Raw genomic sequence first — 18,485 nt, forward strand, 5'->3', positions numbered from 1 at the left:
ATTAATTATTTTATTATTTGAAAAGCTATTTATTATTTTCGCACTCAATTGTCGCAAATGCAGTTAGTTGCTGAATTTCATCAGGCTCTTTACTGAAGACTTCATCTATTTCTTCGTCATTGAATTTCGCACTTAATTTATCAATTGTGCACTGGCAGTATATTTTAGCGCCATCTGTACCAAGGTATTGCTTAGAGTTTGTGTAACAACCTATATACAATTCCTTCTCATATTCAGGGCTTAGAGCATGACTTTTAGAGGTAAAAAGAAGAATAAAGATTAGTAGATATTTATATTTTTTGATCATATTCGCCAACTTTGCCAGTTTTTTGTAAAAGGTCATCAATAAAATCAAAGATCTTTTTCTTTCTATCATCTGATGTTGGACTTTCAGTAACAATTACTAAAGATGGCTTATTTGATGAGGCTCTAATTAATCCCCATGATCCATCTTTAAAAGAAAACCTTATACCATTAACAGTTAATACTTCACTAATCTCCTGGTCATCAATTTTAGTTTTATTATCTTTAATAGTGTTTACTTGCTTAACTAAATCTTCAACCACTTGATATTTCTCTTCATCTTTACAAAAAGGTGCCATTGTTGGTGTTTGAAAAGTATTAGGGAGTTCTTTTATAATTTCATGCATAGTTTTATTTTGATTATCTAATAAATGACACACATGAATTGCTGAATTAATTCCATCATCATAACCAAAACCTAAAGGTTGATTAAAGAAAAAGTGTCCACTTTTCTCAAATCCAGCTAAAGCTTTTTCAGTATTAACTTTTCTTTTAATATGTGAGTGACCTGTTTTCCAATAAATAGTTTCACAGTCATTTTTCATTAAGACCTTGTCAGTTGCGTACAATCCTGTTGATTTTACATCAACAATAAATTTTGAGCCTTTATGAGTTTTAGATAAGTTTCTTGCAATTAATAATCCAATTTTATCAGAGAATATTTCTTCCCCTCTATTATCAATTACACCAACTCTATCGCCATCACCATCAAAGCCAAAACCAATATCTGCGTTATTATCTTTTACAGCTTTTGCAATTGCATGTAACATTTCTAAATCTTCTGGATTTGGATTATATTTTGGAAAAGTCCAATCAAGATCACAATCGAGTTCTATCACTTCACAACCAATACCTCTTAAAATTTCAGGTGCAAATATTCCGGCTGTACCATTACCACATGCAACAACTGCTTTAATTTTTTTTGTGATTTTATTTTTATTTATTAAATCATCTTTATAAATTTGTTGAAAACCTTCTATTTGTTTTTCACTACCTTCACCTTTTATAAAGTTTTCATTTAAAGTAATCTCTTTTAATTCTTTCATCTCTTCTGGTGCATGGGTTAATCCTTTTTTGATACCCATTTTAACTCCAGTCCAACCATTTTCATTGTGACTAGCGGTTACTATTGCAACAGCATCAGCATCCAAATTAAATTGTGCAAAATAAACAGTAGGGGATAGAGATAAACCTATGTCTTCAATATTACATCCCGTTGAAAGTAGTCCTTTTTTAAGAGCAGATTTTATTTCTTCACTGTAAGACCTATAATCATGACCCACAATTACTCTTGGATTCGTTTTTTTTGTATGTTTTATAATTTGAGTACCTAAACCTTTGCCTAGAATTCTCTATTCCGAGTTGGTTTATGTCCTTCTCATACAGCCATCTTGCGTCGTACTCTCTGAAGCCATATGGATCTATTTTTAAATTTGTTGTCATTGTTAACCTTTCTTACATTCATTTTATTTTTTTATTGATATTTTTTTCCTATGTTCTATAAACGTTCTGTTGAATAATGATTTATATGGTGTATCAATGCTTTCAGCATACAACATGTAGTTGTTTTGTAAAAAAAAACTTATAAAATATTAAAATATGAACAAAATACTATCACAGGCACTTAAGAAAGCTGTCTCCGAATATAGCCCTGATAATAGCGAACTTTCAAAAAATAAAGGACCAGATTTATTTTCACTTAGTAATGACACTGAACTTTTTCAAAATGAAAAAGGCATCATTATTAAAATTGACAGAACAAGAGATTCTAAATTAACAGATTTTGGCAGAGCAACTTTAAAAGATAGATACTTAGGTCATAACGAATCTTATCAAGATTTGTTTGCTCGTGTTGCAAGTTCATACGCAGATGACAATTTACACGCACAAAGAATTTATAACTACATTAGTAATTTATGGTTCATGCCAGCAACTCCAGTTTTATCAAATGGTGGAACTAAAAGAGGTTTACCAATTTCATGTTTTTTAAATGAAGCATCAGACAGCTTAAATGGAATACTTGATCTATGGAGTGAGAACGTTTGGTTAGCTGCTAAGGGTGGTGGGATCGGAAGTTACTGGGGTAACCTTAGATCTATTGGAGAAAAAATTGGTAAAGTTGGAAAAACATCTGGAATAATTCCATTTATTAAAGTTATGGACTCGTTGACGATGGCAATTAGTCAAGGTTCATTAAGAAGAGGATCACTGCTTGTTACCTTCCAATTGAGCATCCTGAAATTGAAGAATTTATTGAAATGAGAAGACCCACAGGTGGAGATCCAAATAGAAAAGCCCTAAACCTTCATCACGGTGTTTTAGTGTCAGATGCATTTATGAGAGCTGTTGAAACAGATGAACAGTGGGCACTAAAAAGTCCAGCTGATGGAACTGTACAACAAACTATTTCTGCAAGAAATTTATGGATTAGATTATTAACTGCAAGAATTGAAACAGGTGAACCTTATATTATCTATATCGATACAGTTAACAGACAAATTCCACAACATCACAAACTTGCTAACTTAACTGTTAAAACTTCTAACCTTTGTAGTGAGATTACTTTACCTACTGGAATAGATAAAAATGGAAGAGATAGAACAGCTGTTTGCTGCTTATCATCTTTAAACTTAGAAAAGTATGATGAGTGGAAAGACGATAACGTTATGATTAATGATGTTATGAGATTTTTAGATAATGTATTAACTGATTTTATTGAAAGAGCTCCTGAGCAATTTGATGATGCAAAATATTCTGCTGAAAAAGAAAGAAGTGTTGGCTTAGGTGTTATGGGTTTCCATTCTTATCTACAGAAACACAGTATTCCACTTGAATCAGTTATGAGTAAAGTTTGGAATAAAAAAATATTTAAACATATTCAAGAACATGTTGATCAAGCCTCAAAAGATCTAGCAGACGAAAGAGGAGCTTGTCCAGATGCTGCTGATTATGGCTATAATGAAAGATTTTCAAACAAAACTGCGATTGCACCAACAGCTTCAATTTCTATTATCTGTGGTGGAGCGTCCCCTGGAGTAGAGCCTGTTGCAGCTAACAGCTATACTCACAAAACTCTTTCAGGTTCGTTTAATGTCAGAAATAGATATTTAGTAGAGCTATTAGAAAAACATGGGAAAAATAACGATGATGTTTGGTCTGGTATTACAACAAACCAAGGTTCTGTTTCTCATTTAGATTTTTTAACTGATTTAGAAAAAGATGTTTTTAAAACTGCTTTTGAGTTAGATCAAAAATGGATTATTGAATTAAGTGGAGATAGAACACCTTTCATATCTCAAGCTCAATCAATTAACTTATTTGTACCAGCAGATATTCACAAAAGAGAACTACATAAAATTCATTTTGATGCTTGGAAAAAAGGTTTAAAGAGCCTTTATTACTGTAGATCAAAATCAATTCAACGTGCGGAAAATGTTAACGATACTAAAGCAACAGATGTTACCGCAAATGTCTATAAGTCAAAACCACAAACAACTGAACAACCAGAATACGAGGAGTGCCTATCATGTCAGTAGAAAAAATGGATACTAAAATTATTCAACCAGAAAAAAATGAAATTGTTCAACCACAAAAGATGGGGTTACTAGTTGAAAACCCAGTTTATAAACCATTCAGATATCCATGGTGTTATGATGCATGGTTAACACAACAAAGAATTCACTGGCTACCAGAGGAAGTGCCACTTGGTGATGATGTTAAAGATTGGCAAAAAAATTTAACACAGTCTGAAAAAAACTTATTAACTCAAATTTTTAGATTTTTTACTCAAGCTGATGTTGAGGTGCAAAATTGTTATTTAAGACATTATACGACTGTATTTAAACCTACGGAAGTTTTAATGATGATGACTGCTTTTGCTTCAATGGAAACAGTTCACATAGCCGCTTACTCCCATTTACTTGATACTATCGGAATGCCTGAATCAGAATATTCTGCATTCATGAAATATAAAGAAATGAAAGATAAATATGACTACATGCAAAATTTTGACATGAGTTCAAAAAAAGATATCGCATTAACAGTAGCTGTATTTAGCGCATTCACTGAAGGCTTACAATTATTTGCAAGTTTTGCAATCTTACTTAACTTCCCAAGGCATAATAAAATGAAAGGGATGGGCCAAATTGTTACATGGTCAGTAAGAGATGAAACATTGCACTGTAATTCTATGATTAGATTGTTTAAAGAGTTCATTCAGTAGAATCCAGAAATCTGGAATCCTGAATTAAAAAAAGAACTTTATAAAGCATGTAGAACAATCATTGAGCATGAAGACGCTTTTATTGATTTAGCTTTTGAAATGGGTCCTATGGAAGGTCTTACAGCAAAAGATGTAAAACTTTATATAAGATTTATTGCTAATAGAAGGTTATCTCAACTTGGATTAGAGCCAATTTATGATGTGCAAAAAAATCCACTTACTTGGTTAGATTCTATGTTGAATGCAGTTGAACACATGAACTTCTTTGAGGGACGTTCAACTGAATATTCTAAAGCATCGACACAAGGAACTTGGACAGAAGCTTTTAGTTAATTCTAAGTGCAAAAATTTGGTTTAGTTGTTATTGGTGCACATTCGGGTGTTCGGTTAACATCCTTATTTGAAGAATATCAAAATCAAAATATTCTTTTAGTTGAGCCTGTGCCTTATAATATTGCTCTATTAAAAGAAAATACGGCTAAATACAAAAATATTAGCATTGAAACTTCAGCGGTATCTGAGAAAAATGAAATAAAGAAATTTTATTATGTCAAACCAGATGCAGTTAAGAAATTGGGTAAACACTGGGCTAGTGGCATTGGATCTTTTGAAAAAGAACACATATTAAATCATAAATATAAAAGATTTATGGTAAATGATTCTCACATTGAGCAAATTGATATTCAATATTTAACTTTTTCAAGTTTGATTGAAAAATATTCTATCTTTTCAATTGATCTCCTTCAAATTGATGTTGAGGGTGCAGAATGTGGGATATTAAATTCTATAAATTTTGAAAATATTGAAATAAAAAAAATTATTTTTGAATTTAAGCATTTTGATGGAACATTTACAGAAGGGCCTAAACTTAAATCAATTAAAGAAAAGTTAATTAAATTTAACTATCAATTGAGAGAAATTGATAAAGAGAATATTTTAGCTGAAAAAAATTAGTTATCTTTAAAAAATTCCAAAAATAGAGTGAAAATAAAATTTATTGTTTATTTTTATTCATGAAAGATAAGTTAGTTAATAAAAGCAACAATTTTAACAAATAACTTAATATAGACATCTGTGTAAAACTATTGATATGCTTTAAGCATATGGAATTCTTAAACTATTTCTCAAATGTATTTACATTTGGTAATATTTTAATATTAATTTTAGGAACAGTGGGCGGCCTTCTGTTTCGGTGCAGCACCTGGTTTAAGCCCAACAATGGCTGTTGCTTTATTAATCCCATTCACTTTTAAGATGAGCCCTGAACAAGGACTGATAATGCTTGGTGCTGTTTATACAGCCACGGTAGCAGGTGGTGCGATTAGTGCTATTTTGCTCAAAATACCAGGGGCACCAGCAAACATAGCAACTGTTATGGATGGTTATCCTATGGCACAAAAAGGCAAATCTAAGGAAGCTCTTCATTATTGTTTTATTAGTTCGTTTGTAGGAGGTGTTATTGGAATATTAGTTTTAATCTTTTTTACTCCATTATTAGCAAACGTTGCACTCAAGTTTGGACCATCACATATGTTTTGGATAGCAATTTTTGGTGTTACAGTTATTGCAACACTAGATTCTAACTCAATTATTAAAGGTCTTTTCTCTGGTGCATTAGGTTTGTGGTTAGCAACAATTGGATATGATTCAGTTTTAGGTGTGGAAAGATTTGTTTTTAATCCAATATTTTCTGGTGGTATTAATATAATTGCAGCTTTGGTAGGTTTATTTGCAATACCGCAAGTACTTTCAATGCTTGAAAAAAAACAAGACCTTTCAGATCAGTTCCAAATGGAAAAAAAAAGTTTATTTCAATCTATGAAATATAATCTTTCGAGATTTAAAGCTTTAACTATAGGTAGTATAACAGGTGTTATAATTGGATTAATTCCAGGTGCAGGAGGGCAGATCGCAGGTTTAGTTTCATATGATCAAATAAAAAAAGTAAGTAAAAATAAAGAAAACTTTGGGAAAGGTGAGCCAGATGGAATTATAGCAGCTGAATCTGCAAATAATGCTATGGTTGGACCATCATTAGTTCCACTGTTAACTTTAGGTGTACCCGGAAGCCCAACAGCTGCAGTTTTATTAGGTGGATTGTTAATTCATGGGATGTTTCCTGGACCAAATCTTTTTACTATTTATGCTGAAACTACGTGGACGTTTATCAACTCCTTGTTAGTAGCTCAGTTTTTGATGTTAATTTTTGGGCTTTATATAAGTGGTTTGGCTAAGTACGTAATAAAAACCCCAGTAAATTATATGGCGGCTGCAATTACAATACTTGCAATTTTTGGCACTTATAGTGTGCAGCATAATTTTGCAGACGTTATAGTTATGCTTTTTTTAGGTGTATCTATGTTTTTTTTATCTAAATTTGGTTTTACTGCAGCACCTATTGTATTGGGACTAATACTAGGACCAATTGCTGAAACAAATTTTAGTCAAGCAAAAATTATTGCTGATACTCAAAATGGAATATTTGATTACTTAACAATGGGTCCTTTAAATTTAACGATAATTTCACTTTGTATATTATCAATTATATACGGACTGATCACAGAAATTAAAAAAAAAACAAATGATAAAGATCAATAAACTTTCATCAGTAGTATTGGTATTGATTTTATCAATACTGTTAGCTTATGCTTCATTTAGCGGAGGCAAATCAGAGGCATATATTTTTCCCAAATTACTAAGCACAGTAATGATTATTTTATCATTTTTATCTTTAGTATTATATTTCTATAATAAAAATGAAAAAATTACTGAAGTTGACATTAAAAAATTGTCTATATATCTAGGCTCACTCTTACTTTTTTTGGTATTGGGAGAACTTTTAGGTTTTTATTTTTTGGCAGTACTAATATTTTTAATCATCTGTTATGTTTATTCAGAAAAAAAAAACAAAAAAAGTTTTTTTTATAATTTTTTAATAACCCTATGTTTTATGATATTTATATATTTTCTTTTTGCTATACTTCTCAAAGTTCAGGCTCCAAGATTTTTTCTTTTTTAAAAATTACCTTACACTCTGAGATTGTATTTATTTTTATAATGTCATTTTACAGAACTTTTTTCAGGTAAAATTAGTTAGTTATAAGATTAAATTTGTGATTAAATTTTGAATTAATAACTTAATAGAGGGAGATCAATAATATGAAAAAACTTTTTTTATATTTTACTTTAATCTTATCATTTCTTTCATTTGGATCAGTTGTGCAAGCAGGTGATTATCCTGACAGACCGATAAGTGTAACAGTTGCTTATAATCCGGGTGGTGCTACAGATTTTCAAGCAAGACTAGTAACTATGATGGCGTCACATCCTAAAAAAGATTATTTAGGTCAGCCTATCGTAATAGTTAACAAACCGGGAGCCGGTGGAAAGGTTGGTTGGAATTGGTTTGCTACTAAAGCAAGAAAAGATGGTTATGATTTAGCTGCATACAATATCCCACACTTTGTTTCACAGTCTATAGTTTTTGATGATACGAAATATAACATTGATAACTTAGAACCAATCGCAAACTGGGGAGCTGATCCAGCAGTTTTAATAGTTGGTAAAGATAGCCCGTTTAATTCTGTTGCTGATATGGTTAAGTTTGCAAAAGCAAACCCAGGAAAAGTTACTTTTTCAGGAGCTGGTAAGTTTGTTGGTCATCATATAGCTTTTTTACAATTTCAAAAAGCAAGTGGTGCTAAATTAACATATGTACCTCACACTGGTGGAGTACCAGCACTTACAGCGGTTAAAGGTGGACAGGTTATGGCTGGTTTTAATAATTTGTCTGATGCTTTTAGAAGTCAGAATGATATTAAAATTCTAGCTATCGCTGATCTTCAAAGAGAAAAAACATTTTTACCAAATGTACCTACATTAAAAGAAGAAGGCTTAGATGTTGATAATTCAAGTGTGAATTTCAGAGGAATAATGGCTCCCAAGGGAACACCTCCTGAAATTATTGAATTTTTAGCAGCAAAAGTTCCTCTAATGTTCAATGATAAAAAAACATTAGGACAAATGAAAAAAGGTGGTTCACCTGTTAGAATAATGAATAGAGCTGAAGTACAAGAAATGTGGAAAGCAAGAAAAGTTAGTTTAACAAAACTTCTTGCTGGACTAAAGCCCTAATACTTATTAAGAACATTTAATTAGTTTCGCCCTAAATATTAAGGGCGAAACTTTTTAATTTTATAAAAAATGAACAAAAATTCTCCTTCAGATATTGTTGAATCATTAGTTGGAAAAGCTAAAGAAGCACAAAATATTTTTGAAAAGTATAATCAAAAACAAGTAGACGAAGTTGTAACAGCTGTTGCTTGGGCGTTATGCAAACCATCTACCAATGAATTAATTTCGAATCTAGCTGTAAACTCAACTGGATTAGGAGATGTTGAAGATAAAGTTTTAAAGAATAGAAGAAAAACATTGGGGCTTCTTAGAGACTTAAAAGGAGTAAAAACTGTCGGTGTAATTAATGAATTTAAAGAAAAAGGTATAATAGAAATTGCAAAACCTATTGGTGTAGTAGGGGCAATTACTCCATCAACCAATCCTGCAGCAACACCAGTGAACAATGTTATTAATGCGTTAAAAGGAAGAAACGCAATTATAGTTTCTCCATCTCCTGCTGGTAGCAAGGTGTTTAAACAGCTTTTAGAATTTATTAATATTGAACTAGAAAAAATCAAAGCTCCTAAAAACTTAATTCAAACTTTCGAGATGCCCGTTACTAAAGATCTAACAAATGAGTTAATGTTAAAGGTTGATCTTGTAATTGTTACAGGGTCATTAAACAATGTAAAACAAGCAGCAAAAAGTGGTACGCCCGCAATTGGTGTAGGTCAAGGTAATGTTACCGTAATAGTAGATGAAACTGCAGATTTAGAAGATGCAGCAAAAAAAATTAAAATGTCAAAAATATTTGATAATGCCACAAGCTGTTCTTCAGAAAATAGCCTGATCATTATTGAAGAAATTTACAATGATTTAATTGATTGTTTAAAAAAAGAAGGTGCAACATTACTAAACAATGAAAAAAAAAGATTATTGGAAAAAACCTTATGGATTGAGGGAAAATTAAATAGAGAAATTATAGCAAAACCTGCAAAATTTATTGCTGATAAAATTAACCTTAGTGTAGATAGTGATATCAAAATATTAATGGTTGAAGAATATGGTGTGGGATCAGAGCATCTATTTTCTGGTGAAAAACTTTCTCCAGTATTGACCTTGTATAAGGCAAAAAATTTTGATCATGCAAAAGAAATTGCACATAAAATTTTAAACTATCAAGGTATTGGACATTCGATTGGCATTCATAGTAAAACACAAAAAAGAGTAATGGAGATAGGTTTAGAGCTGCCAGTTTGTAGAGTGATTGTTAACCAAGCACATACTTTTGCTACAGGGGGTAGCTTTACAAATGGTCTTCCATTTTCTTTATCAATGGGCTGTGGTACTTGGCAAAAAAATAGTATTGATAATAATCTTAATTATAAACATTTTATTAATACAACAAAAATTTCAACTACAATAAAAGGTTCTGAAGCAGAGTTAAAAGATTATTTTGAAGATTATTGTAAAAAATATAGCCCTGAAGAAGTTAAAAATCTTAAATAATGAAAGAGAATTTACTCAGTACAGTAAGAGATTATATTGAAATTAATGCTATAGAAAAAGCCAAGGCTAATTTTATAAGCTGTCCTCATACAAATCAAAATATATCAAACAATAAACTTAAGCATAATTTAGATAAAATTAATTACTATCTAGTTAATAAAAAAAAACTAAAAAAAAAATCTATTATCTGCACACTTACAGAAAATTCCTTAAGCAGTATCCAGCTCATGTTAGGAATTATGTATTCTGGTATGGTACAAGCTCCACTTAATTTGGTAGCTGGCGAAGATCAGCTTGCATATATTATAGAACATTCTGAATCAAGGATAATTTTCTCCACTAAAAATAATATTGAATTAGCTGAAAAAATTATAAAAAAAGTTTCAACTAAAATTGAATTAGTTGAAATTGATAAAAATAATTTTTTAGAAGAGATTGATAAAGATTTTCATGTTTTAGATAGTGAGATAAATAAAGAAGACAATGCATTACTTATGTATACCTCTGGTACAACGGGCAAACCAAAAGGGGTCATGTTAAGTCATGAGAATCTTTTACATGGGGGTAAAAATGTTATGATTTCTCATGAATTAACTTCTACTGATAAAGCTTTATGTGTTTTGCCACTTTACCATATCAATGGATTGATAGTAACTGTGATGGGACCACTTGTAAGTCAAAGTTCTTTAGTTTTATGTGAAAAATTTTCAGCATCTAATTTTTGGAGGTATATTAATCAATTTAGATGTACATGGTTTAGTGTTGTACCAACTATAATTTCAGCTCTTATTAATAAATACTCAAAAGAAGAATTTAACTCCTTAGACACATCTTCAATTAGATTTGGAAGAAGTGCTTCTGCAGCGCTTGCACCAGAAACACATCTAAATTTTGAAGAAAAGTTTAATATTCAAATGATAGAAACAATGGGACTAACAGAATCTTGTGCTCCAATTTTAGCAAACCCATTACCACCTAAAAAAATTAAATATGGATCTCCAGGAATTCCTTATGGTAACGATGTCACCATTCTTGATAACGATTTTAATGAAGCTAAAAGAAATAATATTGGGCAAATTTGTGTTAGGGGAAAAAATGTTATGAAAGAGTATTATAAAAATCCTATAGAGACTAAAAAAAGTTTTTATAAAGGATGGTTTTTAACTGGAGATTTAGGATTAATGGACGACGAAGATTTTGTTTTTGTACGTGGCAGAATAAAAGAACTTATAATTAAAGGTGGGGAAAATATTTCACCTCGTGAAATTGATGACGTTTTATATCAACATCCAAAAATACTAGAAGCAGCTCCCATTTTCAGTTGAATGTAGTCATTATGGAGAAAAAATTGAAGCTGGCGTAGTGCTTAAAGATAAAGAAAAAGTTTCAGAAGAAGAGCTATTAGAGCACTGCATTAGTTCACTTGGTAAATATAAATCACCAGATAAAATTCATTTTTTTAAAGAATTGCCAAAAGGGTCTTCTGGAAAAATTCAAAGATTGAAAATAAAAAATACTATAAAGAATTAATTGAATTAAATTTATCTAAAATTTAACTCTAAAACTTTTCTATGTTTATTACCTTTATAACTTGCAAGAGGTCTAATTAATTTATTAGCAGCATGTTGCTCCATGATATGAGCTGACCAACCTGTAATTCTTGAAATTACAAATATTGGGGTAAAGAAATCAGTATCAAAACCCATTAAATGGTAAGTAGGACCAGTAGGGTAATCAACATTTGGATAAATATTTTTTTCTTTAATCATCACTTTTTCAACAATGTCGTATATTTTTTCAAATATTTTGTCTTTTTTAATAATTGCTACTCTTTTAAAATATTCTCTCATAGTAGGAACTCTTGAATCTCCACTTTTGTAAACACGGTGACCAAATCCCATTACTACATCTTTATTTTTCAAAGCTTTAGTAATCCATTTTAGTGCATTCTCAGGTTTTTTAATTTTTTTCATCATGTGCATAACTTCTTCATTAGCACCACCATGAAGAGGACCTTTTAGGCTTGCAATAGCACCAGTTATCGCTCCATGAATATCAGATAAGTTGCTTGTAATAGTTCGGGCTGTAAAAGTTGATACGTTAAAACTATGCTCTGCATATAAAATCAATGAGACATCAAAAGCTTTAACAATTTCTTTATTAGGAACTTTTCCAAAACACATATGGAAAAAGTTTTCAGAAAAACCAAATTTTTTCTTTGGTGCTATAATTTTTTTTCCTTTTCTTAACCTATAAAAAGCAGCTAATGCAGTTGGTGTTTTTGCAAAAATTCTAATTGCTTTTCTCAAGTTTGCTTTTGGAGAGTTATCTTTTGTTTCTTTGTCTTCAAGACCCATAACGCTAACTGCAGTTCTTGCAACATCCATAGGATGAGAATTTTTAGGTATTTTTTTTAAAATACTAATTAAATTTTTCGATAAAGTTATTTCTTTAGATAACTCTTTCTTAAATTCTTTTAGTTGTTTTTTATTAGGTAATTCTTTATTTAAAATTAAGTATGCAACCTCTTCAAAATCACATCTTGCACATAAATCTTGAGCCGCATAACCTCTATACGTTAGAGAGTTAATTTCAGGCATAACTTTTGAAATTTCAGTTTCGTCAACAATTATCCCTAGTAAGCCTTTTTTGATATCATCACTCATTAATCATGTCCTTCCGTACTAAAGTTATAAATTTTTTCATCTAACGAATTATATTTCTCATACTCAACTAACTCGTAAAGTCTTTTTCTAGTTTGCATTTTATCAATAATATTGTTCTGATGTCCATCCACAAAAATGTTTCTAAGGCCATCTTCTACATTTTTCATGGCTAATCTTTGTGTTGTTACTGGATAAATTACAATATTATATCCAAAATTTTCCAATTCTTTATAATTAAATAACTTAGATTTTCCAAACTCAGTCATATTAGCTAATAAATAACACGACAGTTCTTTTCTAACTTTTTCAAAATCTTTTTCATCATATAAGGCTTCTGGAAAAATTATTTCAGCTCCAGCATCAATATACGCCTTACATCTATCAATCATTTTATCTATTCCCTCAACACCCTTAGCATCAGATCTTGCTATAATTTTAAAATTTTCATCTTGTTTAGCTGCAACGCACTCTTTAATTTTTTTTACCATTGCTTCTGTTGAAATTAATTCTTTATTATCTAAGTGACCACATCTTTTACGCTCTACTTGATCTTCTAAGTGAACTGCTGACACTCCAAACTCTTCAAAAGTTTTAATAGTCTCTTCACAAGACTTAAAGCCAGTGTCTATATCAACTATTGTAGGTAAACTTGTAACTCTAGATATTAAATAAGATCTAGTACTTACATCTTGAAGTGTAGTTAAACCTATATCGGGGAAACCTAAATCATTAGCCATAACTCCACCTGATACGTAAACAGCGTCATAACCAATTTCTTCAATTAGTTTTGCAGTCAGTGGATTATAAGCACCAGGAACTCTTAAAATTTTATTTGATTTTAATTTACTAACAAAGTCAGCTCTTTTTTGACTGGGCTCTTTATCTACAAAATGCACTAAAAAATTCCTTGTTTTGTATTCTTCTTTATCTGACTTCTTTTAACCTGGATGTTTAATTTATTCAATTCCCCAGCTTTTAAGTTTTTAAGATTTTGTACTACTTTTAAGAAACGGGTACTTTCTTTCTTATCTAAAATACCATCCGTTAAAGTTAAGAACTTATTTATATAATTCTGTCTTTTAAAGGGACGTGCTCCATAAGGGTGTGCATCTGCTCTATCTAATTGTTCTGTAATTTTTTTACCATTATTTAAAGTAACAACAACCTTTGCACCAAAGGATTTATTTTTTGGATTTGGATCATGATATTTTTTAGTCCACTTTTTATCTTCAAAAGTGGTAATGGATTTCCAAATTTTTATAGTACTTTTTCTGTTAGCTCTTTGTTTGGCATATGACTTAACATGGTGCCAATCAGCATCCTCAAGTGCTACTGCAAAAATGTACATGATAGAGTGATCTAGCGTTTCTCTACTTGCATTAGGATCCATTTTTTGTGGATCATTTGCACCAGTACCAATTACGTAATGAGTGTGATGACTTGTGTAAATATCAATTTTTTTGATTTGATTTAAATTTGGAATTTTTTTATTAAGTTTTTTAGCAATATCTATCAGTGCTTGAGACTGGTATTCTGCTGAATATTCTTTTGTATAGGTCTCTAGTATCGCTTTCTTAGATTCTTTTTTCTTAGGTAGAGGCACATTATATAAAGCTTTCTTACCATCCAATATTCTAGCAATAACACTGTCTTCACCTTCATAAATTGGACTTGGAGCACCTTCACCACGCATTGCTCTATCAACTGCTTCGATTGCAAGTTTACCAGCATGAGCAGGGGCGTAAGCTTTCCAGCTAGAGATTTCACCTTTTCTAGATTGTCTTGTAGAAACCGTTGTATGCAATGCCTGCTGAACTGCTTGGTAAATTGTTTCAGTATTTAATTTTAACATTGTTCCTAAACCCGCAGCAACACTCGGTCCTAAGTGTGCAATATGATCAATTTTATGTTTATGCAAACATATCCCTTTAACTAAATTAACTTGAACCTCATAACCTGTGATAATTCCTCTTAATAAATCTAGCCCACTTTTTTTAGTTTGTTGAGCTACACTTAAAATAGGTGGAATATTATCCCCTGGATGACTGTAGTCTTCTGCTAAAAAAGTATCATGGAAATCAAGCTCTCTGACAGCCGTTCCATTTGACCAAGCAGCCCACTCACAATCAAATTTTAATTTTGAATCAATACCAAATAAATTTGCACCATTTTTTCTAGGATGCTTTAGAGCCATTTCTCTTGAAGAGATAACAGCTTTTCTGTTTAAAGAAGCAATAGCAACTGAAGCATTATCAATTATTCTATTAATAACCATTTCAATAGCTGCTTTATCTAATTTTGCATTATCAGAAGCTATTTCAGCAATTTTCCATGCCAATTGATTTTTTTTAGGTAGATGAATTTTTGACGGGTAAACTTTAACTTTGTGCGAAATCATTAGGTCTCCTTAATTATGCAGCCCTATTAATAGTAAGAAAAAAAATTAAATCAATCTTTTAAGTAAGTTGAAACTATCTTTTCAACACCAATAAAGTCTTTTATCAAATGATTATGGTAAATTTCATTGGAATTTTTTTCCGTATAACCATTTTCTAATAAAATAACAGGAACAGAGGCAGCCTTTGCTGCATTTGCATCTGTTTCACTATCACCAAACATTAAAGATTTCTTTATATCACCACCAATGATTTCAATTATACTTGTTATGTGTCTTGGATCAGGTTTGCAATAATCAAAAGTATCTGAACCAGCAACATATTCAAAGTAATCGTAAATTCCAATTTTCTTTAGAAGGTCAATTGCTAAGTGCTCTTGTTTGTTAGTACAAACTGCCATTGAAATTTCTTTTTCTTTACACCACTTTAAAAATTCTTTTACACCGTTGATAAGCGTGCTTTCTTTAATGATATTTTGTCCATAAAAGCTGACAAAATCCTTAACCATTTGATCTTTAATTTTTTGATCATCAATTTTACCAAATTCTTTTTTAGCTTGTCCCCATATAGATCTTCCAATCATTGCTCCAGCTCCTTGGCCTACTAGATTTCTAATATCTGCAGTAGATTTTGTTGGATAACCATATTTTTTCATTACATGATTATGAGCATTCATTAAATCAGGCGCGGTATCGACCAATGTTCCATCTAGGTCAAATAAAATTGAGTAATTTTGATTCATTAATAAAGTATTTTTAAGAAATATATTGTGAATTAAGTTATCTATACACTTAATATAATAATATTTCCAGATGAAACAAATAAATTCTAATATAGACCAAAAAACACTTCGTAAATTTTTTATTAAGTCTGGAGTAAAAATGATTGGACCAGAAACTATTTTTTTTTCAAAAGACACTAAGGTTGGAAAAAATGTTACTATTAATCCATACGTTGTCATTGGGCCAAAAGTTAAAATTGGCAATAATGTAATTATAAATTCATTTTCACATTTAGAGGATTGTAAAATAAAAAATAAAGTTGAAGTTGGACCTTATGCAAGATTAAGACCGGGTACCATTCTTGAAGTAGGATCAAGAATTGGAAACTTTGTTGAGGTTAAGAAAAGCACAATTGGAAAAAAATCAAAAGTTAATCATTTATCGTATATTGGTGATAGTGAAATAGGAAGAAACGTTAATGTTGGAGCTGGGACAATTACTTGTAATTACGACGGTGTTAATAAAAATAAAACAAAAATCAAAGATAATGTATTTATAGGTTCTAATTCATCATTAGTTGCACCTATCACTCTTGAAAAAAACAGTATTGTAGGAGCAGGCTCTGTAATTACAAAAAAAGTTAAAAAAAATTCATTAGCTTTAACTAGAAACTCTCAAGCAGAGATTAAAAACTATAAAAGAAATATAAAATAATATGTGTGGGATTATAGGAATAGCTAGCAATAAATCAGTTTCATCTGCAATCATCAATTCTCTTAGGAAATTAGAGTATAGAGGTTACGACTCTGCAGGAATTGCAACTTTATCTAATGGCATTCTAAATGAAGCAAAATCAGAGGGCAGAGTTGATATTTTAGAAAAAAATCTTGCAGTTAAAAATATGTTGGGCTCAATTGGAATTGGTCATGTTAGATGGGCAACACATGGAATTCCAAATACTATTAATGCACATCCTCATTCATCAGAGAGTGTGTCTGTAGTACATAATGGTATTATTGAAAATTCTACTATTTTAAAAAAGCATTTAATAAATAAAGGTCACATATTTAAATCTCAGACAGATACAGAGGTAATTGTTCATTTAATAACAGAATATTTAAAAGAACTTAATTTAAAAGATGCAATTATTAAAACTCTTAAACAGCTACATGGTAGTTTTGCTTTAGGTATAATTTTTAAAGATCAGCCTGATCTTATAGTGGGTGCTAGAAGAGGATCACCTCTTGCAGTTGGCTACGGTCCTAATGAAAATTATCTAGGATCAGATTCTTACGCTTTAAAATCTATGACTAATAAAATTTCATATTTAAATGATGGAGAATTTTGTATCATAAAAAAAAACCAAGTTGATTTTTTTGACGAAGGAGGCTTAAAAGTTAATAAAAAAGTTTTAGAATTATCCTCTAAAGAACAGGATTATAACAAAGGTGACTTTAAACATTTTATGGCTAAAGAAATTGAAGAACAGCCAACAACGCTAAAGAACTGCATAAACGAGTATGTTGATACAATCAACAACGACATCAATATCTATAATTTTCCCTGGGATATAAAGGAAATTTCTTCTGTTACCTTAATCGGTTGTGGAACAGCTTATCATTCTTGTTTAATGGCAAAGTATTGGTTTGAAGAAAATACCACACTTGATGTAACAATCGATATCGCATCTGAGTTCAGATATCGAAAAAATAGATTTAAAAATGATAATTTATATATTTTTGTTTCTCAATCTGGTGAAACAGCAGACACTTATGCTGCTTTAGATTTATGTAATAAAAATAATATGAAAACCTGCAGCGTGGTTAATGTTATAGAAAGTTCTATTGCAAGAGATTCCAACTTTGTTTTACCAATTCATTGTGGACCAGAAATTGGTGTAGCCTCCACAAAAGCATTTATGGGTCAAATGTTAGTTCTATATATTTTAGTGTTAAAATTAGGAGTTTTAAGAAAAGATTTAGATAAAGATTTATATTTAAACAAAATTAAAGACTTAAAAGTACTACCTAAATTAGTTGAACAGACCTTACTAACTGAAAGTAAAATCCAAACAGTTTCTGGCTCATTTACTGATGCAAAAGGTTCGATGTTTTTAGGTAGAGGTTTTTCTTATCCAATTGCATTAGAGGGTGCGTTAAAGTTAAAAGAATTAGCTTATGTGCATGCTGAAGGCTATCCAGCTGGTGAAATGAAACATGGTCCTTTAGCTTTAATTGAAGATGGAATGCCAGTTGTTGTCTTAGCCCCAAGAGATAATTATTATAAAAAAACAATTTCCAATATGCAGGAAGTAATAGCAAGAGGTGCTAAAGTTTTATTGATTACTAACAAGAGTAAAGATGAAGTTTTTTCAGAAAATATTTGGGAAACAGTATTAGTTGAAAGTGCCAATGATGACTTGTTACCCTTTTTATTAACTGTTCCATTACAAAAATTAGCTTATTATTCAGCACTTAAAAAAGGTTATGACATCGATAAGCCTCGAAATTTAGCAAAATCAGTCACAGTTGAATAATAATTAAACTCTGCT

General features: G+C 30.7%; 12 protein-coding genes and 5 pseudogenes. 11 read left to right on the forward strand and 6 right to left on the reverse strand.

What is annotated here, in order from left to right:
- Positions 1-25: 25 nt before the first annotated feature.
- Positions 26-307 (reverse strand): hypothetical protein, encoded by a 282-nt coding sequence (locus ABXT58_RS02640; protein WP_415304525.1) that lies wholly within the window; start codon positions 305-307, stop codon positions 26-28.
- Positions 291-1,746 (reverse strand): annotated as a pseudogene (locus tag ABXT58_RS02645) (phosphomannomutase/phosphoglucomutase). Before ABXT58_RS02645 ends, ABXT58_RS02640 begins: the two are co-directional and overlap by 17 nt.
- A 156-nt stretch (positions 1,747-1,902) precedes the next feature.
- Here ABXT58_RS02645 and ABXT58_RS02650 point away from each other — a divergent pair.
- From ABXT58_RS02650 to ABXT58_RS02690, 9 genes and pseudogenes are all read left to right on the forward strand, one after another.
- Positions 1,903-3,839 (forward strand): annotated as a pseudogene (locus ABXT58_RS02650) (ribonucleoside-diphosphate reductase subunit alpha).
- Positions 3,830-4,858: pseudogene (locus ABXT58_RS02655) on the forward strand (ribonucleotide-diphosphate reductase subunit beta). Before ABXT58_RS02650 ends, ABXT58_RS02655 begins: the two co-directional pseudogenes overlap by 10 nt.
- A 6-nt stretch (positions 4,859-4,864) precedes the next feature.
- The gene (locus tag ABXT58_RS02660; protein ID WP_415304527.1) at positions 4,865-5,479 is read left to right on the forward strand and encodes an FkbM family methyltransferase; all 615 of its coding nucleotides are present in this window, start codon (positions 4,865-4,867) and stop codon (positions 5,477-5,479) included.
- Between the two features lie 149 nt (positions 5,480-5,628).
- A pseudogene (locus ABXT58_RS02665) lies at positions 5,629-7,123 on the forward strand (tripartite tricarboxylate transporter permease).
- Positions 7,107-7,544, forward strand: a complete 438-nt coding sequence (locus tag ABXT58_RS02670; protein ID WP_415304529.1) for a tripartite tricarboxylate transporter TctB family protein — start codon at positions 7,107-7,109, stop codon at positions 7,542-7,544. Before ABXT58_RS02665 ends, ABXT58_RS02670 begins: the two are co-directional and overlap by 17 nt.
- A 140-nt stretch (positions 7,545-7,684) precedes the next feature.
- The gene (locus ABXT58_RS02675; protein ID WP_415304531.1) at positions 7,685-8,659 is read left to right on the forward strand and encodes a Bug family tripartite tricarboxylate transporter substrate binding protein; all 975 of its coding nucleotides are present in this window, start codon (positions 7,685-7,687) and stop codon (positions 8,657-8,659) included.
- A gap of 69 nt (positions 8,660-8,728) precedes the next feature.
- Positions 8,729-10,150: an acylating sulfoacetaldehyde dehydrogenase gene (sauS, locus tag ABXT58_RS02680; RefSeq protein WP_415304533.1), complete on the forward strand. Its 1,422-nt coding sequence runs from the start codon at positions 8,729-8,731 to the stop codon at positions 10,148-10,150.
- On the forward strand, positions 10,150-11,475 hold the full coding sequence (locus tag ABXT58_RS02685) for an AMP-binding protein (protein ID WP_415304534.1): 1,326 nt from the start codon (positions 10,150-10,152) through the stop codon (positions 11,473-11,475). The genes sauS and ABXT58_RS02685 overlap by 1 nt, the downstream gene beginning before the upstream one ends.
- A gap of 19 nt (positions 11,476-11,494) precedes the next feature.
- Positions 11,495-11,680, forward strand: a pseudogene (locus tag ABXT58_RS02690) (AMP-binding enzyme); the annotation flags it as partial.
- Positions 11,681-11,691: 11 nt separating this feature from the next.
- Here ABXT58_RS02690 and ABXT58_RS02695 read toward each other — a convergent pair.
- Genes ABXT58_RS02695 through ABXT58_RS02710 form a run of 4 tightly spaced genes read right to left on the reverse strand, consistent with a single transcriptional unit; the run spans position 11,692 to position 15,954 of the window.
- Complete coding sequence (locus ABXT58_RS02695) at positions 11,692-12,816, reverse strand: bifunctional 2-methylcitrate synthase/citrate synthase (protein ID WP_415304536.1); 1,125 nt, start codon at positions 12,814-12,816, stop codon at positions 11,692-11,694.
- Complete coding sequence (prpB, locus tag ABXT58_RS02700; RefSeq protein ID WP_415304538.1) at positions 12,816-13,712, reverse strand: methylisocitrate lyase; 897 nt, start codon at positions 13,710-13,712, stop codon at positions 12,816-12,818. The genes ABXT58_RS02695 and prpB overlap by 1 nt, the downstream gene beginning before the upstream one ends.
- Positions 13,712-15,214, reverse strand: a complete 1,503-nt coding sequence (locus ABXT58_RS02705; RefSeq protein WP_415304540.1) for an MmgE/PrpD family protein — start codon at positions 15,212-15,214, stop codon at positions 13,712-13,714. Before ABXT58_RS02705 ends, prpB begins: the two co-directional genes overlap by 1 nt.
- A gap of 50 nt (positions 15,215-15,264) precedes the next feature.
- Entirely contained in the window at positions 15,265-15,954 is a 690-nt protein-coding gene (locus ABXT58_RS02710; protein ID WP_415304541.1) for an HAD-IA family hydrolase, read from the reverse strand.
- A 70-nt stretch (positions 15,955-16,024) separates the two neighbouring features.
- Here ABXT58_RS02710 and ABXT58_RS02715 point away from each other — a divergent pair, with 70 nt between their 5' ends.
- A complete protein-coding gene (locus tag ABXT58_RS02715; protein ID WP_415304543.1) occupies positions 16,025-16,648 on the forward strand; it encodes a DapH/DapD/GlmU-related protein in 624 nt (207 codons plus the stop codon).
- Position 16,649: 1 nt separating this feature from the next.
- Positions 16,650-18,470 (forward strand): glutamine--fructose-6-phosphate transaminase (isomerizing), encoded by a 1,821-nt coding sequence (gene glmS, locus ABXT58_RS02720; protein WP_415304545.1) that lies wholly within the window; start codon positions 16,650-16,652, stop codon positions 18,468-18,470.
- Positions 18,471-18,485: the final 15 nt, after the last annotated feature.

Origin of the sequence: Candidatus Pelagibacter sp. Uisw_090 (genome assembly GCF_047717845.1) — a bacterium.
Classification (GTDB): Bacteria; Pseudomonadota; Alphaproteobacteria; order Pelagibacterales; family Pelagibacteraceae; genus Pelagibacter.